Annotated in this window: 24 protein-coding genes; 9 read left to right on the top strand and 15 right to left on the bottom strand. The window is 66.4% G+C overall.

Annotated elements, in window-relative coordinates; genetic code table 11:
• Window positions 1-346: 346 nt before the first annotated feature.
• A complete protein-coding gene (locus tag ACQR1D_RS21545; RefSeq protein ID WP_316177425.1) occupies window positions 347-2,035 on the top strand; it encodes an outer membrane beta-barrel protein in 1,689 nt (562 codons plus the stop codon).
• A gap of 399 nt (window positions 2,036-2,434) precedes the next feature.
• Here ACQR1D_RS21545 and ACQR1D_RS21540 read toward each other — a convergent pair whose 3' ends face one another.
• The 9 genes from ACQR1D_RS21540 to ACQR1D_RS21500 all read right to left on the bottom strand — a co-directional run bounded on the left by ACQR1D_RS21540 (window position 2,435) and on the right by ACQR1D_RS21500 (window position 14,111).
• Window positions 2,435-4,252 (bottom strand): hypothetical protein, encoded by a 1,818-nt coding sequence (locus ACQR1D_RS21540; protein WP_434894083.1) that lies wholly within the window; start codon window positions 4,250-4,252, stop codon window positions 2,435-2,437.
• A gap of 329 nt (window positions 4,253-4,581) precedes the next feature.
• Complete coding sequence (mdlC, locus tag ACQR1D_RS21535) at window positions 4,582-6,204, bottom strand: benzoylformate decarboxylase (protein ID WP_316177428.1); 1,623 nt, start codon at window positions 6,202-6,204, stop codon at window positions 4,582-4,584.
• Window positions 6,205-6,315: 111 nt separating this feature from the next.
• Window positions 6,316-7,164 (bottom strand): FAS1-like dehydratase domain-containing protein, encoded by an 849-nt coding sequence (locus ACQR1D_RS21530; protein WP_316177430.1) that lies wholly within the window; start codon window positions 7,162-7,164, stop codon window positions 6,316-6,318.
• A 2-nt stretch (window positions 7,165-7,166) separates the two neighbouring features.
• Entirely contained in the window at window positions 7,167-8,279 is a 1,113-nt protein-coding gene (locus ACQR1D_RS21525) for a CaiB/BaiF CoA transferase family protein (protein ID WP_434838651.1), read from the bottom strand.
• 8 nt (window positions 8,280-8,287) lie between these two features.
• Complete coding sequence (locus ACQR1D_RS21520) at window positions 8,288-9,454, bottom strand: acyl-CoA dehydrogenase family protein (RefSeq protein WP_316238091.1); 1,167 nt, start codon at window positions 9,452-9,454, stop codon at window positions 8,288-8,290.
• Window positions 9,455-9,615: 161 nt separating this feature from the next.
• Window positions 9,616-10,197 (bottom strand): thiamine pyrophosphate-dependent enzyme, encoded by a 582-nt coding sequence (locus ACQR1D_RS21515; RefSeq protein WP_316238090.1) that lies wholly within the window; start codon window positions 10,195-10,197, stop codon window positions 9,616-9,618.
• A complete protein-coding gene (locus ACQR1D_RS21510) occupies window positions 10,197-10,742 on the bottom strand; it encodes a phosphonopyruvate decarboxylase (RefSeq protein WP_434838652.1) in 546 nt (181 codons plus the stop codon). Before ACQR1D_RS21510 ends, ACQR1D_RS21515 begins: the two co-directional genes overlap by 1 nt.
• A gap of 511 nt (window positions 10,743-11,253) precedes the next feature.
• A complete protein-coding gene (locus ACQR1D_RS21505) occupies window positions 11,254-12,525 on the bottom strand; it encodes a cytochrome P450 (protein ID WP_434838653.1) in 1,272 nt (423 codons plus the stop codon).
• A 290-nt stretch (window positions 12,526-12,815) separates the two neighbouring features.
• The gene (locus ACQR1D_RS21500; RefSeq protein WP_434838654.1) at window positions 12,816-14,111 is read right to left on the bottom strand and encodes a cytochrome P450; all 1,296 of its coding nucleotides are present in this window, start codon (window positions 14,109-14,111) and stop codon (window positions 12,816-12,818) included.
• Between the two features lie 224 nt (window positions 14,112-14,335).
• On the opposite strand from ACQR1D_RS21500, the gene ACQR1D_RS21495 reads away from it, so the two are divergent.
• The 3 genes from ACQR1D_RS21495 (at window position 14,336) to ACQR1D_RS21485 (ending at window position 17,970) form a co-directional block, all read left to right on the top strand.
• Window positions 14,336-15,508, top strand: coding sequence for an isovaleryl-CoA dehydrogenase (locus ACQR1D_RS21495; protein WP_315803196.1), 1,173 nt, complete (start codon window positions 14,336-14,338; stop codon window positions 15,506-15,508).
• Between the two features lie 208 nt (window positions 15,509-15,716).
• A complete protein-coding gene (locus ACQR1D_RS21490; protein ID WP_316177660.1) occupies window positions 15,717-16,850 on the top strand; it encodes a DUF898 family protein in 1,134 nt (377 codons plus the stop codon).
• Window positions 16,825-17,970, top strand: coding sequence for a M48 family metallopeptidase (locus tag ACQR1D_RS21485; protein ID WP_434838655.1), 1,146 nt, complete (start codon window positions 16,825-16,827; stop codon window positions 17,968-17,970). Before ACQR1D_RS21490 ends, ACQR1D_RS21485 begins: the two co-directional genes overlap by 26 nt.
• Before the next feature lie 238 nt (window positions 17,971-18,208).
• Here the strand turns inward: ACQR1D_RS21485 and ACQR1D_RS21480 are convergent, their stop codons facing one another.
• Window positions 18,209-18,946, bottom strand: a complete 738-nt coding sequence (locus tag ACQR1D_RS21480) for a DUF2927 domain-containing protein (RefSeq protein ID WP_316177662.1) — start codon at window positions 18,944-18,946, stop codon at window positions 18,209-18,211.
• A 120-nt stretch (window positions 18,947-19,066) separates the two neighbouring features.
• Entirely contained in the window at window positions 19,067-19,639 is a 573-nt protein-coding gene (locus tag ACQR1D_RS21475; RefSeq protein ID WP_315803198.1) for a L,D-transpeptidase, read from the bottom strand.
• 277 nt (window positions 19,640-19,916) lie between these two features.
• Here ACQR1D_RS21475 and ACQR1D_RS21470 point away from each other — a divergent pair, with 277 nt between their 5' ends.
• Both ACQR1D_RS21470 and ACQR1D_RS21465 read left to right on the top strand, forming a co-directional pair.
• On the top strand, window positions 19,917-21,464 hold the full coding sequence (locus ACQR1D_RS21470) for an acetolactate synthase large subunit (RefSeq protein WP_434838656.1): 1,548 nt from the start codon (window positions 19,917-19,919) through the stop codon (window positions 21,462-21,464).
• A 138-nt stretch (window positions 21,465-21,602) separates the two neighbouring features.
• The gene (locus tag ACQR1D_RS21465) at window positions 21,603-22,118 is read left to right on the top strand and encodes a hypothetical protein (protein WP_315803200.1); all 516 of its coding nucleotides are present in this window, start codon (window positions 21,603-21,605) and stop codon (window positions 22,116-22,118) included.
• A gap of 177 nt (window positions 22,119-22,295) precedes the next feature.
• Here ACQR1D_RS21465 and ACQR1D_RS21460 read toward each other — a convergent pair whose 3' ends face one another.
• Window positions 22,296-22,496, bottom strand: a complete 201-nt coding sequence (locus tag ACQR1D_RS21460) for a hypothetical protein (protein WP_315803201.1) — start codon at window positions 22,494-22,496, stop codon at window positions 22,296-22,298.
• A 391-nt stretch (window positions 22,497-22,887) separates the two neighbouring features.
• On the opposite strand from ACQR1D_RS21460, the gene ACQR1D_RS21455 reads away from it, so the two are divergent.
• A complete protein-coding gene (locus ACQR1D_RS21455; protein ID WP_315803202.1) occupies window positions 22,888-23,115 on the top strand; it encodes a hypothetical protein in 228 nt (75 codons plus the stop codon).
• 131 nt (window positions 23,116-23,246) lie between these two features.
• A complete protein-coding gene (locus tag ACQR1D_RS21450; protein WP_315803203.1) occupies window positions 23,247-24,596 on the top strand; it encodes a ferredoxin reductase family protein in 1,350 nt (449 codons plus the stop codon).
• A gap of 93 nt (window positions 24,597-24,689) precedes the next feature.
• Here ACQR1D_RS21450 and ACQR1D_RS21445 read toward each other — a convergent pair whose 3' ends face one another.
• From ACQR1D_RS21445 to ACQR1D_RS21435, 3 genes are all read right to left on the bottom strand, one after another.
• Window positions 24,690-25,760, bottom strand: coding sequence for a nickel/cobalt efflux transporter (locus tag ACQR1D_RS21445; RefSeq protein WP_434838657.1), 1,071 nt, complete (start codon window positions 25,758-25,760; stop codon window positions 24,690-24,692).
• Between the two features lie 7 nt (window positions 25,761-25,767).
• A complete protein-coding gene (locus ACQR1D_RS21440; protein WP_315714001.1) occupies window positions 25,768-26,046 on the bottom strand; it encodes a metal/formaldehyde-sensitive transcriptional repressor in 279 nt (92 codons plus the stop codon).
• A gap of 106 nt (window positions 26,047-26,152) precedes the next feature.
• Window positions 26,153-26,569: a Spy/CpxP family protein refolding chaperone gene (locus ACQR1D_RS21435; RefSeq protein ID WP_434838658.1), complete on the bottom strand. Its 417-nt coding sequence runs from the start codon at window positions 26,567-26,569 to the stop codon at window positions 26,153-26,155.
• Here ACQR1D_RS21435 and ACQR1D_RS21430 point away from each other — a divergent pair.
• The gene (locus ACQR1D_RS21430; RefSeq protein WP_434838659.1) at window positions 26,568-26,705 is read left to right on the top strand and encodes a hypothetical protein; all 138 of its coding nucleotides are present in this window, start codon (window positions 26,568-26,570) and stop codon (window positions 26,703-26,705) included. The genes ACQR1D_RS21435 and ACQR1D_RS21430 overlap by 2 nt on opposite strands.
• Window positions 26,706-26,728: the final 23 nt, after the last annotated feature.

The following is a 26,728-nucleotide window of genomic DNA, read 5'->3' as shown; positions in this document are numbered from 1 at the left end:
GATCATGCCGAGGTCCGAATTTCGCCGGCTTCCGCGCAGCGATCGTCTTCGTTTCAACTAATTAGTTTGGTCTGCGAACGCCAAGACACCGCTGCGCGGCTTCGCGGCGACTCATTGCGAACAGCTCTCAATCTCGCCTGAAATCATCCCGGCTCGGCAAAACTTCCGCCGACGTTTTCCGGCTATCTGCCAGGCAAGGGGAGCTCGTCGCGTGCATGCGCTGCGTATTCATTGCGACGGCGCCCTGACCTGACGTCGTCGCGTGATATTGGCATACCCCGGCATTGCTTTGCAGGCTCATTCACCACACAAGACCGGCGCGTTCGCGGTGCGGACCAAGCGGCTCATGGTGACGCGATCCCACCGCGGGGTCACGCTCGCGCTCGTCGAGGTGCTGCTGTTGACCGTGATGGTGGTGGACGGCGCGTCCGCGCAGCAGACCATCAAGGCCAAGCCGACGGACGTCGTTCCGGGACGCGCCGACCGGCTGTTCTTCCGTCACGTGACGGCGCGCAGCATCTACTACAACGTTCCGCGGATCACCAACGACAGCCGGACGCTGATGATGCGCCAGGACCCGCGTGGCGTCAGCGCATTGCTGCGTCCGGTGCGCGAGGCCGGTGCGCCGTCGCTGGCCGCGCCGGGCAAGCGCGACGCGGCGGTCGGCAGCTTCGGATTCGCCGCGTTTCAGCCCGCCCGTGGCGCGCGCGTCGCCACGGCCGAGCCGGCGGGAGACGCTCAACGCGCCGCGCCGCAACCCGCCGCACGGCAGATCGCAGCAAAGCCAGCCGCCGAGGCACAGCCGGCCAAGCCGGACGAGACCGTGGCAGCAGCCCAGCCCGCGGCCGTGCTGCGCAACCGCGACGTTCTTCCCGATCGCAATCTGAACACGGTGAAACCGCAACCGGTGACCGCCGATGCGAAGCCCTACGATCCGACGGGTGTGATGGTCGGGTCGTTCCTGGTGAAGCCCGCCGTCGAGATCCAGGCCGGCTACGACACCAATCCGACCCGGCGAAACGGCGGGCAGGGCTCACCGGTCGCCATCGCGGCGACGGAAGTCGCGGTCCGCTCGCAATGGGAGCGGCATCAGCTCAACGCCGATTTCCGCGGCGCCTACACCGAGGACACCAACGTCCGCTCGCTCAGCCATCCGACCTTCGAGGCGCGGGCGCAAGGACGCTACGACTTCGTCGAAGGCACCGCGATCACCGGCGAGGCGCGTTTCGTCAACGATGCATTGGCGCTGCCGGGTGCGCTCAAGCTGCCCCGCGCCACGACGTTCGGCGGCAGCGCCGGCGTGCTGCAGAAGATCGGTCCCGCCGAGATCGCATTCAAGGGATCGGCCGACCGCGTCGTGTTCAACGACGCGCTGATCGTCGCCAACGTGCCGCTGCGGACGCAGGACCGCAACTACACCCAGCCGGGCGCGCAGGTCCGCGTCACCTATGCGCTGACGCCGAACATCTCGCCGTTTGTCGACATGAGTTTCGATCGGCGCAACCACGATCTGCAGGTCGACTTCAACGGCCAGCGCCGCGATTCCAGCGGCATCACCGCGCGCGGCGGCGCCGTCGTCAACGTGGGAACGCTGACCGGCGAAGCCTCGGTCGGCTATCTCACGCGCCGCATGGACTCGCCGCTGATGCCGAACATCAACGGCGTGATCGCGGATGCGACGCTCGCCTGGGCCGCGACCGACGCCACCACCTTCGTGCTGGTGGCGCGCTCGCAGGCCTCCGAGACGCCGGCGATGAACGTCTCGGGCATCCTGTCGCGCGACGTGATCCTGCAGATGGATCATCAGTTCGAGCCGTGGCTGATCGGAACGCTGCGCGGCGGCTACGGCCAGGATCAGTTCGTCGGCATCGGCCGCGTCGACCAGCGCATGTTCCTTGCCGCGGGCGGCACCTACAAGATGAACCGCAATGTTCAGCTCAAGAGCGAGGTCCGCACCGAATGGACCCGCTCCAATATCGCGCTGAACAACTTCATGGCGGTGGTCGGCGTCGTCGGCGTGCGATTCCAATATTGAGCTGGCAACAGGGCGGGTGGACGACAGTCGCCGCGTGCACCTCGGCCCGTCGTTCCGCGCGAGCCGCGCGACAGCGAGGGCACGAACGCGAACCCGCGCATCCGACGCGGCGACGTCTGTCCGACCGGATTAGTGGCCGATGCGCCCGGTCTGCATGGCCGTCGAGGGCGGGCTGGCCCGTCTCGCGCAAAAAAAGAAAGGCCCCGCAGGGGACGGGGCCTCGAGGCAATGCATGCCTGACGGGTGGGGTGACCGGGGAGTCTCACGCGGCGGGATGAGGTCAGGTCGCCGACGCGTGCGCCATCCCCGGTCGGTTCGGCATGCGGCTGGTGATGGTCTTGTTATCGTTATCGGTGTCCGCGCCGCCCGGCGTAACCCGAGCGGCGGCGCGGAGCGGTCTTACTGTTCGAGCGCGGCCAGCGCGGCGTTGCCGATCTGCTGCGCCTCGGCCCAGGCGGCCTGGGTGGCCTGCTGGGCGGCGGTGTAGCCGGCCTGGATCTGCTGCTGAGCTGTGGCCCGCAGCGCCTGCTCCTGCTGCTCGCCGGTCTCGCGGGCCTGGGTCAGGGCCTGGTTGTCGGCGTTCAGCGTCGCGTTGGCCTGGTTGAAGGCGTTGGCGGTGGTCTGCGCCTTGGCCTGCGCGGCCGCCAGCGCGGCCTGGTTGGCCGCATTGTTGGCGCGCTCGAGGACCTCGGCGGCCTCCTGTGCGTCCTGCTTGGCCTGTTGCGCAGCCTGGCGCGCCTGCTCCAGGGCCTGCCGGTCGGCGTTCACCTTCTGCTCGGCCGCTTCGACCGTCGCATCGATCGTGCCGATCTTCTGGTTCAGCGCAGCCTCGACCGTCTTCTGGTTCTGGGTCGCAGCCGCCTGCGCGGCCTGGGTCTTCTGCTGGGCGACCGCGCGTGCCTGCTCGCCGGTCTTCAACGCCGCCTGCAGCGCAGCCTGCTCGGCGGCTTCCTGGGCCGCCTGGTTCTGCTGGTTGTTGTTATTGTTGTTGTTGCCGCCGTTGCCGGCCGCCGCTCCGCCATTGTTGGCATTGCCGCCATTGTTGGCGTTGCCGGCCGCCTGGCCGGCCTGCTGGGCCGCCTTGCCGGCAGCCTCGGCCGTCTCGCGCGCGGTGTCCTTGGCGGCGTTGGCGGCTTCCTTGGCCTCGTTGGAGACGTCGATGTCCTTGTCGAGCTTCTGGAACGCGGCCTGCAGCGCGGCCGAGGCCGCGCTTAGCTTCGCGGCGTTCGCGGTCGCCGCGGCCTGGTTGGCGGCTGTCGGGTTCTTTTCAGCCTGTTCCTGCGCCTCGATCGCGGCGCCCTTCGCGTTCTGCTCGGCCTGACGGGCGACGTCGATCGCCTTGCGGTCGGCAGCGACCTGCGCCTCGGCGGCGGCCGCGGTCTGCGCCGCGGCTGCTGCGGCGGCATTGGCCTTGGCGACGGCATCGCTGCTGCTCGACGCTGCGGCGGCCGCCTTGGCCGGGGTCGCTGCGGCTGCCGGCGCCGCGGTGGCCTTGGCGAGCGCGACGGTGGTCGTGGCCGCCGCGGCCGGCTTGGCGGCTGTGGTGGTCGTGCTCGTGGTGGTCGCGGCGGCGGTCTTGGCCGTGCCGGTCGTCGTCGTTGCCGCGGTGGCGGCAGCAGCGGGCTTGGCAGCGGTGCTGGCGGCGGCGACAGGCTTGGCGGCCGTGCTGGTCGTCGCAGCCGAAGTGGTGGTGGCAGCAACCGGCTTGGCGGTGGTGCTGGTCGTCATGGCCGCGGCCGTCGTCGTTGCAGCCGCAGTCTTGGCGGCACTGCTCGCCGCGGTCGCCGCAGCGGCGGTCGCAGCCGTGGAGGCAGCCTTGGAGGCAGCCTTGGCGGCGGCGCTGGCCGCGGCCTTCGCAGCGGCGTTGGCTGCAGCCTTCGCAGCCGCGTCGGCCGCCGCCTTCGCAGCAGCCTGCTGCGCAGCCTTGGCGGCGGCCTGCTGCGCGGCCTTGGCGGCGGCAGCAGCCGCGGCCTTGGCAGCGGCATCCTGGGCAGCCTTGGCGGCCGCCTGTGCCGCGGCTTTCGCCGCCGCATCCTGCGCCGCCTTCGCGGCGGCGTTGGTGGCGGCCGATGTGGCAAGGGCGGTGGTCATCGCCTGCGCATGGGCCTGATGCGGCAGCGCCGTCACCGCCAGAGCGGACATCAGGGCCAGCACGCTGACATGGCGATAGAGATCGGTCCTCGACGCCGCGGTTTGAAGATTCTTCTTATCCGCCATCAGCTCAACTCCCTTGGTACGCTGGATTGGATGATGGAACCTTTTGAAAATGATTTTGGCTTGCAGAATGGTCGGACCTTGCAAGCAGCAAGGCGTCTGCCTGCAAGCTGACGGCAGGATTTCGCGATGTTTGCGGCAAGCCGGCCGCGGCGAGATGGCGCGGGGGAGCAGAAAGCTTTCGAAACAATCAGTTGCGCTCGACACCGCCGGTTGCACGGTTGCGGCGGGCCGATGAGCATTTCGCGGCGAGCCATGCTGCCGCCATTGAAGATGCGACGTATTGTCGCATACGGCGCAGTTGACAGAACGTCCGCTGTACGAACGCGGGCTCAGCCCTTCTGGGCGTAGAGCAGCGGCACCGCGGCGTCGACCATCACCTCGATGAGGCTCGTGCCGGCATGGGAGAGGCCTCGCGCCAGCGCACCTTCGAGCTCGGCGGCATGGCTCACGCGCACCGCGTCGCAGCCCATGCCCTCGGCGAGCTTGACGAAGTCGAGGCCGGGCAGCTCGAGCCCGGGCACGTTGCGCACCTGCATGACCTGGCTGAACGAGCGCATCGCGCCATAGCCGGAATTGTTGATGACCACGACCGTCAGCGGCAGCCGGCGCTGCGCTGATGTCCACAGCGCCTGCAGCGAATACATCGCCGAGCCGTCGCCGATCAGGCACACCGTGCGGCCGGTGCTACGGCCCAGCGCCATGCCGACCGCCGCCGGCAGGCTGTAGCCGAGCCCGCCGCTCGCCATCGTGTAGAACGAATCCGCGCCCGGCATCGGCATGTACTTGTGCATCACCGGCCGGTGCGAGGGAATCTCCTCGACCACGGCGCTGCCCGCCGGAAGCGCCTGCGCCAGCGTATGCAGGAGATAGTCGACCGGGATCGGATCGGATGGCTTCGGCGCGTCGGGCAGCACGCGGCCCTTCGGCGCCGCGCGCCTAGTCTCCGGCAGCAACTCCAGCAGCAGCGACAATGCCGGACGCATCGTCGCGATGATGCTGGTGCCGATCGGCGGCACGGCCGCGCCTTCGGCATCGTCGGTGATCTGATACAGCGTGGTGGCGCCGTCGAAAATCGCGGCGTGGCCCTCGACATGGAAGGTGAACACCGGCGCGCCGATCACGACGACGAGGTCGTGCGGCTTCAGGGCGTCGGACAATTGACCGGGCGAGGCGTGAAGGAAGCCCTGGAACTGCGGATGGCGCTCGGGGAACGCGCAGCGTGCCGAGAACGGGCTGACCCAGACTGCGGCCCTGGCCTTCTCGGCGACCGCGACCACCAGATCGACGCAGCCGGCGCGATCGATGCCGGGGCCGACCACGAGCGCCGGGTTCTTCGCCGCGGCGAGCGCGCCCACCAGCTCGTCCATCGCGGCGCGATCGGGGCCGAGCTCGCGGCTGACCTTGCGCGCCGCGACCGGCTGCGCCGGATGCATCCAGTCGTCGATCGGGATCGACACGAAGGTCGGGCCGCAGGGCGGCTGCATCGCGGTGTAATAGGCGCGCGCGATCGCGCCCGGCACGTCCTCCGGACGCGCCGGCTCGACGCTGTATTTGACGTAGGGCCTGGGAAATTCCGACGGACGCTCGGCATAGAGGAACGCCTGCAGCGGCAGAATCGAGCGCGCCTGCTGGCCGGCGGTGATGACGAGCGGCGTCTGGTTGCGATGCGCGGTGTAGATGTTGCCGAGCGCGTTGCCGACGCCGGCGGCCGAATGCAGGTTGACGAAGCCGGCATTGCGCGTCGCCTGCGCATAGCCGTCGGCCATCCCGACCACGCTCGCCTCCTGCAGGCCGAGCACGTAGTCGATGTCGTCGGGCCAGTCGCTGAGGAACGGCAGCTCGGTCGAGCCGGGATTGCCGAATACCTTCTTGATGCCGAAGGCGCGCAGCAGCGCGAAGGTGGCCTGCTTGACGGTGACGGGCTTGGTTGTTGTTTTGGTTGTTCTTGCCAAAGGCGTTTCCTCGAATTGCCGTCATTGCGAGGAGCGAAGCGATGAAGCAATCCAGAGTCCCGGGTGCGGCCCTGGATTGCTTCGCTTCGCTCGCAATGACGATAGCCTATCTCACCACGTCGCGGTGCCCTTCATGGTCGGCTGCCGCTCGGCGTTGGCCGTCCACAGCTCGAGGCCGCCATCTTTGTCGTTGGCGTTGACCGAGAACTCGCTGCCTTCGAACAACGGCTGCACGCCGCGGTAGGTGAACCTGGCCGGCGGCTTGCCCTTCAGCTTGGCGGCGAACTCGACCAGCAGCGCCGCCTGCAGCGGGCCGTGGAAGATCAGGCCCGGATAGCCTTCGACCCTGGTGACGTAGTCGCGGTCGTAGTGGATGCGGTGGCCGTTGAAGGTCAGCGCGGAATAGCGAAACAGCAGCACCGCATCGGACACGCGCGTCTCGCTGTGCTGCGCGACCGGCGGAGGCGGCGGCGCTTTTGCCGGCGCAGCCTGCGCGCCGCCCATGTCGCGATAGACAATGTCCTGGCGCTCACGGATCGCGACACCGCGCGGCGTCGATACGACATGCTCCACCGACACGAAGCAGAGCTGGCCGGTCGAGCCGCTCTTCAGGGTGACGTCGGTGATCGTCGAAACACGCGTCGCGACATCGCCGACGCGCAGGGGATCGATGAACTGCACCTCGCCGCCGGCCCACATCCGCCGTGGCAGCGGCACCGGCGGCAGGAAGCCGCCGCGCGTCGGATGGCCGTCGGGGCCGAGCTGATCGTGCGGAAACACCGGTTGGCCCAAACACCAGTGCACTGTGTAGGGCGCGATGTCGCCGGTCGTCGGTTCGCCGATGTCCAGAAAAAGCGTCGCGCGCAGGCCCTTGGTGAGCTGCGGGGTGACGAGGTCGGTCGCCTCGGCGCTGCGGCCGATCCATTGCCGGAGGTGATCGAGATCGAGCGTGTCCGTCATGATCATCCCTTTCGCTGATGGGGCGAGGCGGCCTCGCCGATCGCGGGCACGGCGCCGTAACGCCTGTCGTCGCCGACCACGATCGCCGCCGGTGCGGGATAGCTGACGACGCCGTTTGGCGTGTCGACCTCGATCCGCCGCAGATGCGGGTGGACCGCGAGATCCGACATGCTGTTGACCTCGGCAAAGGCGATGTCGGCGCTCGCGAGCTTGCCCAGCAGCTCATCGCGCGACAGCGCCGCGAAGCGCTCGGCGACGATGCCGTCGGTGACGCTGCGATTGCGCACGCGCGCGACCATGTTGGCGAAGCGCGGATCGTCGGGCAGGGCCGGCTGGTCCAGCACCTTGGCACACAGCGTCTTCCACTCGCGCTCGCTCTGGATCGAGATCAGGATGTCCTTGCCGTCCTTCGAGGTGAACACGCCATAGGGCGCGATCGAGGGATGGGCGAGGCCGATGCGCTTCGGCGCATTGCCGGCTTCCGCGTTGAGCAGCGGCACCGTGAGCCAGTCGGCCATCACGTCGAACATCGAGATCCTGATATCGGCGCCGTCGCCGGTGCGGCCGCGCTTGATCAGCGCCTCCAGGATCGCGGCATGCGCCGTCGCGCCGGTGGCGACGTCGACGATCGACATGCCGACGCGCGACGGACCATCCGGCCCGCCGGTGATCGAGGCGAGCCCGCTCTCGGCCTGGATCAGCAGGTCATAGGCCTTGCGGTCGGCGTAGGGACCGGTGTCGCCGTAACCGGTGATGGTGCAGCAGATCAGCTTCGGATAGTCCTTGCGCAGCCGCTCGCGGGCGAAGCCCATTCTGTCCATCGAGCCGGGCTTGAGGTTCTGCAGCAGCACGTCGGCGCCGGCGATCAGCTTCTCGAGCTCGGCGCGGCCTTCCGGCTTGGCGAGATCGACGACGCGCGAATTCTTGCCGCGGTTGAGCCAGACGAAGTAGCTGCTCTGCCCCTTGGCGGCGGCGTCATAGCCACGGGCGAAATCGCCCTCGGGCCGCTCGATCTTGATGACATGAGCGCCGGCATCGGCCAGTCGCGACGAGCAGAACGGCGCGGCCACCGCCTGCTCGACGGCGATGACGGTGATTCCCTCAAGCGGCAGCATCGCAGACCTCAATACGACCGGGGCATGCCGAGCACGTGCTCGGCGACGTAGGAGAGGATGAGGTTGGTCGAGATCGGCGCCACCTGATACAGCCGCGTCTCGCGGAACTTGCGCTCGACGTCGTATTCCTCGGCGAAGCCGAAGCCGCCATGGGTCTGGATGCAGGCATTGGCCGCCTCGAACGAGGCGTCGGCCGCGAGCATCTTGGCCATGTTGGCCTCGGCGCCGCAATCCTGCCCGGCCTCGTATTTGCGCGTGGCTTCCTTCACCATCAGCTCAGCCGCGCGCATCGAGGCATAGGCCTTGGCGATCGGGAACTGGATGCCTTGATTCTGGCCGATCGGGCGGCCGAACACGACGCGCTCCTTGGCGTAGGCGGTGGCTTTGGCGATGAACCATTTGGCGTCGCCGACGCATTCGGCCGCGATCAGGATGCGCTCGGCATTCATGCCGGAGAGGATGTAGCGAAAACCCTTGCCTTCCTCGCCGATCAGGTTCTCCGCCGGCACGCGCATGTCGGTGAAGAAGACTTCCGTGGTGGCGTGGTTCATCATCGTCCGGATCGGGCGGATGGTGAGCCCGGCCTTCTTGGCCTCGCGCATGTCGACGATGAAGACGGAGAGACCCTCGGTGCGCTTCTGCACCTGGTCCTTTGGCGTGGTGCGCGCGAGCAGGATCATCAGGTCGGAATATTCGGCGCGGCTGGTCCAGATCTTCTGGCCGTTGACGATGTAGCTGTCGCCGTCGCGCTTCGCGACCGTCTTCAGCGAGGTCGTGTCGGTGCCCGAGGTCGGCTCGGTGACGCCGAACGCCTGCAGCCGCAATTCGCCGCTGGCGACCTTGGGCAGCCATTTGGACTTCTGCTCGGCCGAGCCGTGCCGCAGCACCGTGCCCATCGTGTACATCTGGGCATGACAGCCGCCGCCATTGCAGCCGGCGCGCTGGATCTCCTCGAGGATCGCCGCCGCCGCCGACAGCTTCAATCCGGCGCCGCCATACTCCTCGGGGATCAGCACGGAGAGATAGCCGGCCTGCGTCAGCGCATCGACGAAGGCGGAAGGATAGGCCATCTCGCGATCGAGCTTGCGCCAGTATTCGCCGGGGAACTGCGCGCACAGCTTGGCCACTGCGTCGCGGATGTCGGCGTAATCGTCGTGCTGATGCTGGTCTGTCATGTGTTGCTCCGCGGGCCGCCGTGACGCGGCCTGGGCTCTCTCCCCGGACTTGTTCCTGATAGCCTATGACCAAGCGGGTCACGCTTGGCAAGCTTGGAATGCCAGCGTTGCAGCCGAGCAGCCTTGCCGGAGCGACAGAGCAGGCGGCCTGCGGCTGCGTTCTAGCTGACGGGAAATCCGAGATGACCGCGGAAACGGTTCTTGAGGAAGACACCGTCGCGTGCGGGCAGCGCGCGGTCGACGTGATCGGTCGAGATCGCGACGCGGGCGAAATGCGGCCCGGACAGATCTTGCAGCTTCGGCCGAAAGGCGTCGAGCGCCGCGCTGTCCTCGATGGTGCTGACCGAGGGAAAGCCGGCTCCGGTCGCGATCAGTTCGAGATTTGCGCCGAGCCCGGAATGGCTCATCTGCATCCCGGTCTCGCCGAAATGCGCGTTGTCGAGCACGACGATCGCAAGATTGCGCGGCCTCTTCGCAGCCGATGTCGCGAGGCTGCCGAGCCCCATCAACTGCTCGCCGTCACCGGTGATGACCGCGACGGGTCGTGACGGCTGCGCCAGCGCCAATCCGAGGCCGATCATGGCTGCGCCGCCCATCGCGCCCCACAGGTAAAAATTCGCATCATGGTCGCCGGCGGCAAACACATCGTAGGACGATGAGCCGAGGCCGCTGACGACCAGGAGGTCGCCGCGGTCCTGCAAAAGCGCCTTCACGGCGGCGCGGCGGTCGAGTGCGGCACGCATCACTTGGCCTCCGTCCACTTCTTGGCGCCGATCATGCGCTGGGAGATCAGCACCGCGATCGGCTGTTCGCTGTCATAGGCAAGCTTGGCGGCGGCCGCCGCCATCTCGCCGGCGTCCTCGGGATGCTCGAGCCGGAACACGGTGACGCCCATGATCTCGAAGGCGGCCTGCGTGGCCTTTCCCATCGGCACCTGCCACGGATTGAACTCGGCCCATTCGCCGCGCATCGTCACGAAAGTGAGGAACGGGAAGCGGCAGCTCGGAAGCAGCGAGAGCATGTTGACGCAATTGCCGACGCCGCTCGATTGCATCAGCAGCACCGCGCGCTGGCCGCCGAGCCAGGCGCCGGCGGACAGCGCGACGCCTTCCTCTTCGGTGGTCAGGACCGTGGTGGCGATCGCGGGATCGTCATGCGCAAGGCCGATCAGACGGGAATGGCCGGCGTCCGGGACGTAGCAGAGTTGCCGGACGTCGGCGGCCTTCAGCGACTCGTAGATGGCAAGCGGCCAGTCGGGGCCTGTTGTCGGCGGGTCGGATACTGCCATGACGACTTTCGGTAAATGAGCACCCGCAAAGGGTGCGAGGAATGATCTGGTCAAAGCACGCGTTGCGCCTCATCACATGAGGTCATCATGTCTCCCCGTGATTTTATGGGCAACCCCACGCTTATGCTTGCGATCGTGCTGGCTATTGTTCCCGTGTTTGATCTCACATGACATCTCAAGGGAATGATTTGATGAAACTGCTTGGTTTTTTCCTGGTATCGACCGCGCTCTTCGCTTCCAGCGTTGCAAACGCCAGAGAGCGCAACGACAGTCCTCATTCTCAGCCTGCATGGCAAAGAACGGTTTCTCCCTCGACATGTGGCGTGCCCATCGTGCCGGGACCGACGCGCAGGTTCTGAAATACATCATGTGTCGCGATCGGGTATCGAAGGCCCAAGCGCTCGAGATTGGGCGGGCTGACGGCAATTTCAGTCGCGGCTTCTAACTCGAATCGCGCCGCCGGGTTGCGACGACGGGCGATCGAACAGGTGGGGGGCCTCAGGCGTGGCCCTCACCCCGGAATCCTCACAGGAAGCGACTCGTAACCTCGCACGAAGCTGGAATAGACCCGCTTCGGCTCGCCCACGACCTCGATTCGGTCGAAGCGCTTGAGGATCTCCTGCCAGACGATGCGCAGTTGCAGCTCGGCCAGCCGCATGCCGACGCAGCGGTGGATGCCGAAGCCGAAGGAGAGGTGGATGCGCGGCCGCTTGCGGTCGATGATGAAGGCGTCGGGGTTCTCGATCACCTCATCATCACGGTTACCCGAGACGTACCACATCACGACGCGATCACCCTTCCTGATTGTCTTCCCGCCGAGCTCGGTATCGACCAGCGCCGTGCGCCGCATATGGGCGAGCGGCGTCTGCCAGCGGATCACCTCGGGCACCATGGTCTCGATCAGCGCCGGATTGTCACGCAGCTTCTGATACTCGGCCGGGTTCTCGTTCAGCGCCAGCACCGAGGCGGTCATCGTATTGCGGGTGGTGTCGTTGCCGCCGACGATGAGCAGAATGAGATTGCCCATCAGATTGTCCGGCGTCATGTGGCGCGTCGCCTCGCTATGCGCCATCATCGAGATCAGGTCGCGGCCGGGCTCGGCCTGGCGTTGCTTCCACATCCGGCCGAAGGTCTCGGCGCATTCGGCGAGCTCGCGGCGGCGCTCCTCCTCCGACGAGACGATGCCGCTCTTGGGCAGCGCGGTCGAGACATCCGACCAGCGCGTCAGCTTGCGGCGCTTCTCGAACGGGAAGTCGAACAGGGTCGCCAGCATCTGCGTCGTCAGCTCGATCGAGACCTTCTCGACCCAGTTGAAGGTCTCGTTGCGCGGCAACGAATCCAGCACCTTCGCCGAGCGCTGCCGGATCAGCACCGCCATCTCGTCGAGATGCTCCGGCGTGAACATCGGCTGCACCGTCTTGCGCTGCTCGCTATGGCGAGGCTCGTCCATCGCGATGAAGCTCGGCCATTCGTAGCCGGGCGGCACGTCGCGGATCATGATCCCGCCATTGCTGACGTCCGAGGAGAAGAGCGCGTGGTTGGTGTCGACATGCATGATGTCGTGATAGCGCGTCACCGACCAATAGGGCTCGATCGGCGCCTTGGTGCAGTAGTGCACCGGCGCCTCCTTGCGCAGCCGCTCGAACCACGGCCAGATCGTGTCGCTCTGGAACAGCCTGGGCGCGCCGGGATGGAAGTCCTCGATCGGCGTCGCATAGGCCTCGAGGCGCGCGTCGCGCAGCAGATCGGCCTTGTCGGAACGTAGCGCGGCCTGGACGGTCATGAGGTGGTCCTTTTGTTCAAATAATCATTGCGCCCGTTGTGGATCGGCAGGCGCGGTGCTCATGAATGTGTCCTCTCCCCTTGTGGGAGAGGACATGTAGGAAAGTCCTGCGAACTCGGTTGGGTGAGGGGTATGCCTCCACGAGGGTGGTTTGCTGAGAGATACCCCTCACCCAACCGAGTGCGCGGATGGGCCGGAAATGCCCTCTCCCACAAGGGGAGAGGGCACTGTATCGCACAGCTACTGGACCGTTCGAGCCGGCGCCAATTGGATTCGCCTTCAAACACAACTTAAGCCGCAATCGTGACCGGCAATGTCTCATATCCCTTCACGAAGCTGGAATAGACGCGCTTGGGCTCGTCCATCACGTCGATATGATCGAAGCGTTTCAGGATCTCCTCCCAGATGATCTTGAGTTGCAGCTCGGCCAGTCGCAGGCCGACGCAGCGGTGGATGCCGAAGCCGAACGACAGATGCTGTCGCGGACGGGCGCGGTCGATGATGAAGTCGTAGGGGCGGTCGATCGACGCCTCGTCGCGGTTGCCCGAGACGTACCACATCACGACCTTGTCGCCCTTCCTGATCTGCTTGCCACGGAACTCGATGTCCTCCAGCGCGGTGCGGCGCATGTGGGCGAGCGGGGTCTGCCAGCGGATGACCTCGGGCACGAAGCTGTCGATCAGCGCAGGGTTGTCCTTGAGCTTGCGGTACTGATCAGGGTTCTGACTGAGCGCATAGATGCTGCCGGACATGGTGTTGCGCGTGGTGTCGTTGCCGCCGACGATCAGCAGCACGAGGTTGCCGAGGAAGTTCTTCGGGTCCATGTTCCGCGTCGCCTCGCTGTGGGCCATCATCGACAGCAGGTCGCTCTTCGGCGGCTGGCTGGCGCGCTCCTGCCAGAGCCGACCGAAATAGCGCGCGCAGTCCATCAGCTCCGCCTGCCGCTCGTCCTCGGTCGCTACCAGCCCGTCGGGGCCGGGAATCGTGGTGGCGATGTCCGACCAGCGCGTCAGCTTGCGGCGGTCTTCCCAGGGGAAGTCGAACAGCACCGCCAGCATCTGCGTGGTCAGCTCGATCGAGACGCGATCGACCCAGTCGAACACCTCGCCGACAGGCAAATTGTCCAAACATTCGGCGGAGCGCTTGCGGATGTTGATCGCGAGCTCGTCGAGATGTGTCGGCGTGAACATCGGTGCCACGGTCTTGCGCTGCGCGGCGTGGCGCGGCGGGTCCATCGCGATGAAGCTCTCGCGGCGGAGATCCGGATCGACGTCGCGAATGGTGATGCCGCCGAGCGCGGACGCCGAGGAGAACACCGCGTGATTGGTCTCGATCTCCATGATGTCGTCGTAGCGGGTGATCGACCAGTAGGGGCCGAACATCGATTCCTTGCAGTAGTGCACCGGATCCTCACGGCGCAGCCGGTCGAAATAGGGCCAGTGCGTGTCGGTGCGGAATAACTCCGGATGACCGGGGTCGAATTCGGCGAGCGGCAGCGATGCGGCGCGGCCGGCGGCAGCGTCGATGACGCGCTCGCCCTTCGCGGCGTGACGATGTGCCTCGGCCGTCGTGCTGGTCCCGTGCATGGACGTCTCCCTGATGGCCGGATTCGCGCTGTCCGGCGATGCTTGGCGCGATTACATCCTGCCCGGGAGCGCGGGGCAAGCGCCGAGTTTGACGGGGGCTGACCCGTCAAGTCTTGCGTTGCAAGGCTGGTGTTCGGCCGGACGTCGGGCGTGACAAGCGCCACGCCACGGAATATGGCTTTGAGCTATTGTTGCAAAGCAGAAGACTAGCAGGAGGCCGCCCCATGATCGCCAACGCGCAGCGCATGTTCAATTTCGATCTCGGCGAGACCGCGGACGCGATCCGCGAGACGGTGGCGAGCTTTTCGCAGGAGCAGATCGCGCCGCGCGCCGCCGAGATCGACCGCTCCAACCAGTTTCCACGCGACCTCTGGCCGCGGATCGGCGAGCTTGGCCTGCACGGCATCACGGTCGAGGAGGAGTATGGCGGCGCGGGCCTCGGCTATCTCGAGCACTGCATCGCCATGGAGGAGATCTCGCGCGCCTCGGCCTCGGTCGGCCTGTCCTACGGCGCCCACTCCAACCTCTGCGTCAACCAGATCCGCCGGAACGGCAACGAGGCGCAGAAGCGCAAATATCTGCCCAAGCTGATCTCGGGCGAGCATGTCGGCTCGCTGGCGATGTCCGAGCCGCAGGCCGGCTCCGACGTGGTGTCGATGAAGACGCGCGCCGAAAAGAAAGGCGATCGCTTCGTCCTCAACGGCAACAAGATGTGGATCACCAACGGTCCGGTCGCGGAGACGCTCGTGGTCTATGCCAAGACCGATCCGCAAGGCGGCCCGCGCGGCATCACCGCGTTCATCATCGAGAAGGGCATGAAGGGCTTCTCGACCGCGCAGAAGCTCGACAAGCTCGGCATGCGCGGCTCCGACACCTGCGAGCTGGTGTTCGAGGATTGCGAGGTGCCGGAGGAGAACGTGCTGGGGCAGGTCGGCCGCGGCGTCAACGTGCTGATGTCGGGCCTCGACTACGAGCGCGCAGTGCTCGCGGCGGGTCCGCTCGGCATCATGCAGGCCTGCATGGACGCGGTGCTGCCCTATGTGCACGAGCGCAAGCAGTTCGGCCAGCCGATCGGCACTTTCCAGCTCGTCCAGGGCAAGGTGGCCGACATGTATACGACGATGAACGCCGCGCGCGCCTATGTCTATGCAGTGGCCAAGGCCTGCGATCGCGGCGAGACCACGCGCGAGGACGCGGCGGGCGCCATTCTGTTCGCCGCCGAGAAGGCGACGCAATGTGCGCTGGACGCGATCCAGCTGCTCGGCGGCAACGGCTACATCAACGACTATGCGACCGGGCGGCTGCTGCGCGATGCCAAGCTGTACGAGATCGGCGCCGGCACCAGCGAGATCCGCCGCATGCTGATCGGGCGGGAATTGTTCGAGAAGACGTCCTGAGGCGCCGACCGAACGGTTGGCGTATGCGGGACATGCGTTCGCCAACCGGCCAGTTGCAGATATTTTAATCATCCCCACCCAGGCCGGTGTTTTTTTCCGGCCGACTTAAGTAGAAAATGCGTCGAACCTCGGAGTCGTCCCGGCGACGAACCATCGAGGCATATTGTAGATCTTTTTGCGTGTGTCGGAGGCCTGAGCCGTGAACCAGATGAGTTACGTTCCGGAGCAGCCGCCGCCGCTTCCGCCTCTCACCGCCACCTTCTCGGGGGCGCGTGGCGAGTTCTTCCGGCTGGTCAGCCGCGGGGCGGCTATCGAACTGATCACACTGGGCTTCTACCGCTTCTGGCTCGCGACCGACATCCGCCGGCATCTCTGGGTCAACACGGCTGTCGATGGTGATGCCGCCGAATATACCGGGCGCGGCAAGGAGCTCCTGATCGGCTTCCTGTTCGCGATGGCGATCCTCGTCCCGATCTATCTCGCCTATTTCCTCATCGGCGTCGAGGCCGAGCGCTACCAGGGCTTCGCCAGCGTGCCGCTGGTGATCGCCTTCTACGCCTTCGGCCAGTTCGCCATCTTCCGCGCGCGCCGCTACCGGCTGACGCGCACGGTCTGGCGCGGCATCCGGTTCTGGATGACGGGTTCGGGCTGGGCCTATGCCGGCCGCGCCATGCTGTGGACCTTGTTGGCGGTGGTCACGCTGGGGCTGGCCTGGCCGTGGCGCGCCGCCGCGCTCGAGCGCTACAAGATGCGGCATTCGCATTACGGTGATCTCAGCGGCGATTTCGAGGGACGCGGCTGGGAGTTCTTCAAGCGCGCCTGGTATCTGTGGCTGGTCGCGCCGTTTGCACTGCTGCTGTTTCCGCTGTTTCCATTCGTCTATGCGCAGTTCAAAGCGATCGAGTGGCGATGGTGGCTGTCGGGCATTCGCTTCGGCGGCGTGCGGCTGGAATCGGACCTGCCGAACAATGCCTTCTACGGTCTCTACTGGAAGGTGATCGGCTGGTGGTTCCTGCTGTCGATCGCCTCCGGCGCCTATTTCAGCGGCGTCGCCGCGCTGATGATCAAGCTGCTGGGGCCGGGAAGCGACGGCCTGCCTCAGGTGCAGGCGCTGTCCGACAATGTGCCGATGCTGGTGCTGGTCGGATTGGGCTACATCGCCTGGATCCTGGCGCTCAACGTCGTGATGCGGCTCTATCTGGTGCGCGACATGTGGGCGAAGGTGCTGCAGTCGGTTCACGTGCATGGCATCGAGGCCATGGCCAATGTCGCTGCCAAGGGCGATTTGGCCAGCGCGCTCGGCGAAGGGTTTGCCGATGGACTCGACGTCGCCGGATTCTGATCCCGGGCCGGCGGGCGCTGCTGCGCCAGCCAACGCCACGCCGGTCGAGCCGGCTGCTCCGCTCGGCGGCCCCGCGGTCTATTTCGACGGACTATCCAACCGGCGGCAGACGGTCACGATCGGCTTCGCCAACCAGCTGGTGATGCGCAGCGCCGACAATTTCGTCTCCTGGCCCTATGAGGACATCCGCCGCGTCGATGGGCCGAGCGGCACGCTGCGCGTAAGCTGCCTGTCGGCGTCGCCGCTGGCGCGGCTGGAGATCCGCGACGCGGCGCTGTCGGCCGAACTGATCGCGCGTTGCGGCCACATCGACCAGAACAGGATGACCCGCGGCGCCATCGCGCGCATCGTCGGCTGGTCGCTGGCGGCCGCGGCCTCCATCGTCGCCGTCGTGCTGGTGGTGATTCCGTTCGCCTCCGACCGCCTGACGCCGCTGGTGCCGCCGACCATGGAGCGGCATCTCGGCGAGGCCGCCGTGGTGCAGATCCAGACCGTGTTCGGCGACAAGCTCTGCACCGAGGCGGCCGGGCAGGCCGCCTTCGCCAAGCTGGTGACGGCGCTGCGCCGCCCCGCCGGCCTTGACGACGGCATCGCGTCGCAGGTGCTGGACACGCCGATCCCCAACGCCTTCGCGCTGCCGGGCGGGCGGTTCTTCCTGTTCAGGGGGCTGCTCGACAAGGCCAACGACCCCGACGAGGTCGCCGGCGTGCTGGCGCATGAGCTCGGCCACCTCAAGCATCGCGACAACCTGCGGCAGCTGATCCACAATGGCGGCAGCTCGTTCCTGATCGGCCTGCTGTTCGGCGACGTCACCGGTGCGGGCGCGGCGGTCTTCGCCTCGCGGGCCATGATCAACGCGTCCTATTCGCGCGAGGCGGAGGCGGCCGCGGACGGCTTCGCGATCGAGGTGATGCACAAGCTCGGACGGCCGACGCGCCCGATGGGCGAATTGCTGTTCCGCATCACCGGCAAGGAGGACGGCAAGCGCCCGTCGCTGTGGGCCAGCCATCCGCTCAGCGAGGACCGTCTCGCCCGCATGCGCGCCGAAGACCGGCCGCCGAGCGGCCCGCCGCTGCTGAGCGCGGAAGAATGGCGGGCGTTGAAGGGGATTTGCAAGTAGCGGAGTTGCCGCCGCCGCTACTGAGTTGCCGGGTCCGTTTCGGCAAAACCGGTGTCGTCCCGGCGAACGCCGGGATCCATAACCACCGAGTTTGATTGTTGGAAGAAGGTCTCGCCCAGCGTGCTTCATCGCAGGGCCGCGGCGTATGGGTCCCGGCGTTCGCCGGGACGACACCAGAGTTTGACGCGCGATAGGAACCTCAACTAAGGACCAAGACCCCCCGCGAACTCAACCCCTCTCACTCCGCCAGATTGTTGGTCTTCCTCACCCAGGCCCGCACATCCGTCAGCACGTCCGGCAGCACGGCCTTGACCTCGGCGAGCGTCATGCCGGCCTTGACGCGCGGGTCGTACAGCATGTTGAGGATGTACTGGTCGTAGACGTCGAAATAGCCCATCGAGACGTTGTCGTTGAACATCGTCCAGGGCACGCTCGCGGTGTCGTTGATAGGCCCGAGCGACTGCAGCAGCTCCTCATAGGCGCAATCGAGGAAGACGAAATCGCCGTTGTCGACGGTGAGGATGACGTCGGAACGCTCGATCTCGAACGCCTCGTTCTTGCGGAAGCCGGACAGGCATTGCGGATCCAGCGAGGTCTTGATCTCGCGCGCGCGCTCGCTGCCATAGGCCTGGCTGATGGTGTGGTAGAGGTCGCGGTCGCGCACCAGCTTGACGCGGACATTGGCGTCGCCGTCGGTCTCGGTCATCGCGATGTCGAGGTTGCGGATGCGGGCGGCGATGTCGCTGACGACCTTGGCGAGCTGCGCCTTGCGGTCGGCGCGGCGGCCGTCGGCGAACACCCGCACCGGCGCGCTGTACTTGCGGATGCGGTCGACCCGGCCCGCCAGGTGATACTCGGCGCCGAACGCGGTCTTGAAGAAGCCGTCGGTGATCTCGGCGTCGGTGAAGCTCTTCTTCTCGACGCGCTGGCGGGCGGCGATCGCCGGGATCTCGGCGGCGGACGCCGGCAGCGGCATGGTCACGAGCGCAGCCAGCGCGGCCACCACCGCGCTCCGCACGGGGCGCCAGGAGCGGGGCCGCTCCTGGCGAGGATGCGCGCTGGGACGTTGCTTCATCGTCGCGGCCGCGTGCGGCGCTCAGTTCTTGACGATCACGGTGGTGCCGACCGAAACGCGGTCATAGAGGTCGGCGACGTCGTCATTGGTCATGCGGAAGCAGCCCGACGATACCGCCTGGCCGATCGTCTCGGGCTCGTTCGAGCCGTGGATTCGGTACAGCGTGGAGCCGAGATACATCGCGCGCGCGCCGAGCGGGTTCTCGATGCCGCCGGCCATGTGGCGCGGCAGGTCGGGCCGGCGCCGCAGCATCTGCGACGGCGGGGTCCAGGCTGGCCATTCCTTCTTGGCGGTGATGCGGTGCACGCCGCTCCAGCGGAACCCGTCGCGGCCGACGCCGATGCCGTAGCGCAGCGCCTGGCCGCCGGGCAGGACCAGATAGAGCCGGCGCTCGCTGGTGTTCACGATGATGGTGCCCGGCGCATATTGGCTCTGGAACATCACGGTCTCGCGCGGGATCGGGCTGACGGCGCCCTGGTAGAAGTTCGGCCCGCCGCCGAAGATGTCCCTGGTGTCGAACATTTCCGCCCGCGCCATTCCGGCGCTTGCCACCGACGCCACCGCAGCAATTCCCAAAGCCAAACAGCGCTTCATTTCCATCCCCTGGCAAATATCAATTCCGTTCGCAGACAGGCCATAAACGGTTGCACTTCGCAACCCACGGCGGCGTGAGGCCGGTATGTGGCGACGGTCCGTGACCCAAATCCCACGGAAAATCGCCCGCGTCCTGGACCAACATCCTGTTAGCCAAGCCCGCGCATGAGCACCGTGGCGATGGCAGCAATGCGGCCAGCCCCTTTGACGCCGCGGGCGAACAATGATTGATCTGCCCAGCATTGCAAATGGCGCGCGGAATCAGCAGGAGAATAGGATGAACGGTGCGGAAAGCCTGGTGCGGACCCTGGTCGCGGGGGGCGTTGACGTCTGCTTTACCAATCCGGGCACGTCCGAGATGCACTTCGTCGCCGCGCTCGACCGTGTCGAGGGCATGCGCTGCGTGCTCGGCCTGTTCGAGGGCGTGGTCACCGGCGCCGCCGACGGCTATTTCCGCATGAAGGGCACGCCGGCCTCGACGCTTCTCCATCTCGGCCCCGGGCTCGCCAACGGCCTCGCCAATCTGCACAACGCCAAGAAGGCGCGCTCCGGCATCGTCAACATCGTCGGCCAGCACGCCACCTACCACATCGGCTTCAACGCGCCGCTGACCTCGGACATCGAGGGCCTGGCGCGGCCGATGTCGGACTGGGTGCGGACCTCGCCGAGCGCCAAGGCCGTGGCCGCCGACGGCGCCGCGGCGATCGCCGCCGCCAAGAGCGCGCCGCCGCAGATCGCGACCCTGATCCTGCCCGCCGACACCGCCTGGAACGAGGCCGACGGCGTCGCCCAGGTTCCGGGGGAGGCTCAGCGCCCGAGCTACTCGGCCGATGCGGTCGAGAAGGCCGCCAAGATCCTGCATGCCCACGGTCCCGAGACCCTGGTGCTGATGACCGCGGGCGCGCTGACCGAGCAGGCGCTGACCTTCGCTCAGCAGATCGCCGGCAAGACCGGCTGCCGCGTGATGGGCCAGACCTATCACCCGCGCATGGCCCGCGGCGCCGGGCGGTTCTCGATCGACCGCATTCCCTACGTGATCGAGCAGGCGCTGCCGATCCTGAAGAACTACAAGCACATCGTGCTGGTCGAGGCCAACGACCCCGTCGCCTTCTTCGCCTATCCGAACAAGCCGAGCATGCTGAAGGCCGAGGGCACCGAGGTCCACCGCATGACGGCCTGGGGCGAGAACTCGGCCGCCGCGCTCGAGGCGCTCGCCGGCCATCTCGGCGCCAAGGCCGCGGACGTCAAGCCGCAGCCGCTCGCCGAGCTGATCAAGCCCACTGGGGCGCTCAACCACGCCACCATCGCGCAGGCGATCGCCTATGCGATTCCGGAGAACGCGATCGTGGTCGACGAATCCATCACCACCGGCCGCGGCTTCTTCCCGCCGACGGCGGCCGCCAAGCCGCATGACTGGCTGCAGAACATGGGCGGCTCGATCGGCTTCTCGACCCCCGTGGCGACCGGCGCCGCGGTGGCCTGCCCGGATCGCAAGGTGATGTGCCTCGTCGGCGACGGCAGCGCCATGTACACGATCCAGTCGCTGTGGACCCAGGCGCGCGAGAACCTCAACGTCGTCACGGTGGTGTTCGCCAACAGGATCTATCAGATCCTGCGCGGCGAGTTCGACGGCGTCGGCGCCGGCGAGCCGGGCCAGCGCGCCCAGGACATGCTCAAGATCGACCGCCCGACGCTCGACTTCGTCGCCATGGCCAAGGGCATGGGCGTTCCCGGCCGCGCCGTCACCTCGGCCGACGAGTTCAATGCCGCGCTGGCCGAGGCGAACGCCGAATACGGTCCGCGCCTGATCGAAGTGCAGATGTAGGTTCCTCCGCCCGCAACCCGGCGGCCGCAAATCGGCCGCCGGTTGATGGCAGCGTCATGTCAGCATTTATGTGGTTGGCGACTCAGCACGATCGCGTGTTGATGGTGACGTCTCCATCGTTTGTTTTGTTTGGGCGGCATGCACAGCGAATTGAACCGGCTGATCTCCGCGTTGCAGGAGTTCTATGCGCGCGAGCGCTTCATCCTCGACCGCGATCTCGGTGAGCGCGCTTTGACGCACCGGCTCTCGGTGCATCTGGAGCGCAACTTCCTCGGCTGGGACGTCGATTGCGACTACAACCGGCTCGGCGACCGCGCCATGCTGCTCCCGCGCGGCACCATCGTCTCGACCGACGACGAGCTGGGAAAATCGATCTACCCCGACATCGTCGTGCACAAGCGCGCCGTGCCCGACAATCTGCTGGCGATCGAGGTCCGCAAGGCCGGCAACCACCAGCCATTGGCGCACGACCGCCACAAGCTGATGGCGCTGACCGACCCGCATCTGTGGTTTGCCTATTGGATCGGCGTGCTGGTGATTCTCGACCGCCGCCACGTGATCACGCCGGAGGTCTATGTCGGGGCCCGAATCGACCAGGTCCTGTCGGCCTGGTTCGCGGGGCGATTGCAGCAGATGGGGCTGGCGGCCGCATAGACACGTCAGATCACGGGCGCTGAGACCCGCATCGTGAGAGGCGCCGCCAGCGGCGCGTCCATGAGGCGCGGGAAGAAGAGATCAGACGCGATTGCGCTCTCCAGACGGGACCGGGACCGACCGGTCCGAGCCACTGGCAGCGCCGGGCGTGCCCCTTGAGGCACGCCCGCGCTGGATCTACTTCGACATGCCGTCGCCGGACGTCTTCTTGGCCGACTTCTTCTTCGTCTTGCTCATCTTCATGGTGTCGCCCCCGCCCATGGCGTCGCCGCTCTTCGCCGACTGGCCGGTGGTCGTCATCGGCTTCTCCGTGGACTGGGCAAGAGCGGCCGACGAGACGAACGCGAGGGCGGCGGTGGCGATGATCAGTTTACGCATGCGGAAAACCTCCGTGGGTTGGAAACGCGCCGGACCATAGGCGAATTCGATCCGCGGCGTTCTGACGCAGGAATCAGGAAAACGTGAGAGTTCCGCCCCGCAAAAGCCGACTTGACCGGCGGCACGGGCAGCGCCGAGGGCATTCTGTGACGATTGTGCCGGGCGCAGGGAGCCCATGCGCGGGTGAGCGAGGCCAATTTGGCCGAGTGCATCTACGCAGCAGCCTCCACCTGCGGCTGCGGGCTTCGGGCTCGCATCGCGATGCGGTGGCCTCGTGGCGTCATGGGAATGAATGTCATGCCAAAAGGTTTAGCGCCCGGTTCTCTCTTCCAAGGAGATCGCGAGGTTCGCGCACCGCGCTCTCGCTGACGCTCAGGCGGAGCGCCGTGACATGGCGGTGCCGACGCTCGCGCCCTTGCGGACGGCGCAGTCTCGCCAGCCCGAAGCGGCCATGGCGCTGCTATGGATCGTCGATCAGTTCTGCCTGCAGCGCGACGTCGCAGCCGAGATCCCGGCCGAGGTTGCTCGAGCCCACGATCAGGCATCGGCATTCTCGCCAAGCTCGGGCGCTGCCTCGAGGCCTTCCGGATCAGCTATCAACGGTCATCAGCCAAACTAACTGAACGAGAACACCCTGCGAGCCCTGTTGAAGTTGGCTTGCAGCTCATGACGATCAGCCTTGAGCCAGCTCAAGGCTGCGCCGCTTAATCAGTCCAGGATTGCGTCGATGTCGTCGTGAGAGAAGCCCGCATGCAAAATCTCAAGCGAGCATTTTGGGGGACCCTGGCGGTTCTCTCGCTGCTGTGGCTGGTTGCGGAACCAGATCCATTTGGACCGGGCGCCTTCTTTCCACTCCGTGAAAGGATGGTGCAGCTGAGTGGAGTCCTGGCAATCGGTTGCATGAGCATGGCGATGATCCTCGCATTGCGACCGCGCTGGCCGGAGGCATGGCTGGGCGGCCTCGACAAGATGTACCGCCTGCACAAATGGTTCGGCATCGCGGCCCTTGTGACCGCCATCGTCCACTGGCTCTGGGCCAACGGTCCGAAATGGGCGGTCGGCTGGGGTCTGCTGGCGCGGCCGGAGCGTGGGGCAAGGCCGCCCATCGCGAATCCCGTCGAGTCTCTGTTTGCGAGCCTGCATGGATCGGCCGAGGGGCTCGGCGAGTGGGCCTTTTACGGCACGGTGGTGCTGATTGCCTTGGCGCTCGTTCAGTCCTTCCCGTATCGGCTGTTCTACAAGACACATCGGCTTCTCGCCCTGGCGTACCTGGTGTTGGTCTTTCATGCGGTCACGCTGACAAAGTTCAGCTACTGGATGTCGCCGCTCGGCTTGACCATGGCGGCGATGCTTGCCTGCGGGACGTGGGCGGCCGCGATTACGCTGCTGCAACGCGTCGGCGCCGGGCGGCAGGTCAAAGGCAGGATCACGTCGCTCAAATACTATCCCGGCGTCAGAGCCATGGAGACCGAAATCGAGGTGTCCCATGGCTGGCCCGGGCACAAGCCGGGCCAGTTCGCCTTTGCCACGTCGGACGTCTCCGAGGGCGCCCATCCCTACACAATTGCGTCCGGCTGGAACGCTGAGGACCCCAGGATCACCTTCATCACCAAGGAGCTCGGGGACCATACGAGCCAGTTGCGGGAGAAGCTCCATGTCGGGCAGGAGGTGAAGGTCGAAGGCCCCTATGGCTGCTTCACCTTCGACGACGATTGCACACACCAGATCTGGATCGGCGGTGGCATCGGTATCACGCCTTTTGTCGCCCGCATGAAAGAGCTGGCGATGCGGAAGGGGAGCCCCGATTTCCCTGTCGCGAGGGTGGACTTGTTTCACACCACGGCGGATGTCGACGAGGAGGCCTTGGGAAAGCTCGCTGCGGACGCGCGTTCAGCCAATGTCCGCCTGCACGTTCTCATCGACGCCCGCGACGGACGACTGACGGGCGACCGTGTTCGCCGGGCGGTGCCGGACTGGCAAAACGCAAGCATCTGGTTCTGCGGTCCGACCGCCTTCGGCGAGGCTCTCAGGCGAGATTTCGGTGCGCAAGACTTTCCTATCAGAGAGCGATTCCACCAGGAGCTCTTCGCGATGCGCTGACGGAGAGGGGTGCGCTCAGGGCATGTCCTTGCGCAATTGGACCCGCTGCGAACGTGCTGCTGCTCGGGCTTTGCCCCCCGGCGCGCCTCCGCCTCAGATCATCAGTTCGTGCAGGCCCAGCCAACCCGTATAGGTCCCCACCAGCACGATCAGAGCAGCCGAGAGATAGGGCGCCCGGTGCGCGAAGCGGCTGAAGCCGGACCAGTGGCGTTCGACATGCCGAAGGCTGAGTGCGGCGAGCACGCCGGCGGACACCATGGTGATGGCCAGGCCGATGCCGAAGCAGAGCACCAGGACGAAGCCGAGGCTGAACTGCTTCAGTTGAATGCACAACAGCAGGACCGTGATGGCAGCGGGGCAAGGGATCAGGCCGCCGCTCAGTCCGAACAGGACGATCTGTGCGGTCGTGACGGTACGGCCGGCGAAGCGCCGTCGAATGTCGTCGGCGTGGGCGCGCGCATGGGCATCGTCCTCGTCGCCGAGGTCCATGTGATCGTGCGTGTGCTCCTCGAACAGAATCTCCACGGACTCGCCGGCAAGCGTGATGCGTGCCTTGAACGCGTGCGGCTCCGGGATCTCCTCGACGCTCTCCAAGGCGTCGCCGCTGGCCCGGAAACTGAACTGCTGCTCTTGGCCGTCTCCACGAACGGTCGTGACGTGGAGCGTGTCGGCGGGTGGGAGTGCGCCGGTCTCGTTCCGGATCCGCCAACGCGGCGGCACGCCATCTTCGAAGATCTCGACCGACAGCGCGTGGCCGGCAAGCGCGACCGATCGCGGCGCGTCGTGATGGTGATGATGGTCATGGTCATGGTGTCCACTCTGGTCCCGCCAGGTGCGCCAGACCATCCAGGCCGCGATGCCGATGATGATGACGGCCGAGATCAGTTGCAGGACGGCTTCGCTGCGCTCGCCCGAAAGCTCCTGGCCGAAGTGAAGGCCGGCGAGCGCGACCACCCATACGATCGCGGTGTGGGAGATGGTCGCCGAGAGGCCGAGCAGCACGGCCTGAAGGACGGTGCCACGGATCGCGACGATGAAGGCGGCCATCATGGTCTTGGAATGACCGGGCTCCAGGCCATGCAGCGCACCCAGGGCAATCGCGCTGGGCACGAACAGCCACGCATGCGCGCTGCCTTGCTGGAGCAGTTGGGACAGATCGGTCATGCCAGTCTCACTTCAGATAGGTCCGCACGACCTCGATGAGGTCGGCGGCACCCTTGGCCTTGTCGGGATCGCTTTCGTGGGCGGGGTCGACGACATGGTGCCGGATGTGATCCTCCAGCAGCTCGGTGGTCAGGCCTCCGATGGCGCCCCGGACCGACGCGACCAGCATGAGCACGTCGGCGCAGCCGAGCTCCGCCTCGAGCGCGCGCTCCACCGCGTCGATCTGGCCCTTGATGCGCCGGACGCGCGCGAGAAGCTTGGACTTGTGCTTGATGGTATGCGACATCGAGATAATATAGGGGGGTACCCTATATCAGTCAACTTCACATGTCGACCGCAGACGTCGAATGCGACGCTCGCGGCGTATCCGCTTGTCGATCGGCCCTCGGCGGCTAATGGCCCCGCTGCATCCGCATGGAGCTCATTCGCCCGCCCCGCATCCGCATCGGCGTCATGCCGAGATTGGGCGCGAGCAGTTCGTCGGCCGCCTTTCGCTGCTCGTCGGAAAAGGTTGCGACGAGGTCGCTCAGGGTGGTCTTGATCGCTCGCGTGGCGTCGAGGCGAGCCGATAGCGATTTTTCCTGTGCGGTCAGCTGGTCGAGCACCGTCTCCGAGCCGGACTGCGACATCATCGCAATCCTGAGATCACCGAGCGTCTTCGCACGCGCGCGAAACGCGTCGGCGAAACCGTTCCATGCCGGCATCTGGGCGTCCGTGATCTTGAGCTCCGCCCGCAGGAACGCGATCCGTCCCTCCACATGATCGAGCACCTCCATGCCGCCCATGCCATCGTCGGACGGCCGCGTCATGCCGGACATCATCGGCATCATGTTGGACATCGGCATGCTGTCCATCATCTTAATCATGCCGCCGCCCATCATGGTCTGTGACGAGCTCGCCCCGCTGGTCGATTTGCCGGCATCAGTTGCTGGCGCTTCCTTCTGATCAGGATGATGGGCCGAATGGTC

It is taken from the genome of Bradyrhizobium sp. HKCCYLRH2047, from assembly GCF_051168175.1.
Classification (GTDB): Bacteria; Pseudomonadota; Alphaproteobacteria; order Rhizobiales; family Xanthobacteraceae; genus Bradyrhizobium.
The sequence above is the reverse complement of the archived record's forward strand: the minus strand, read 5'-3'. Positions and strand labels throughout refer to the sequence as shown.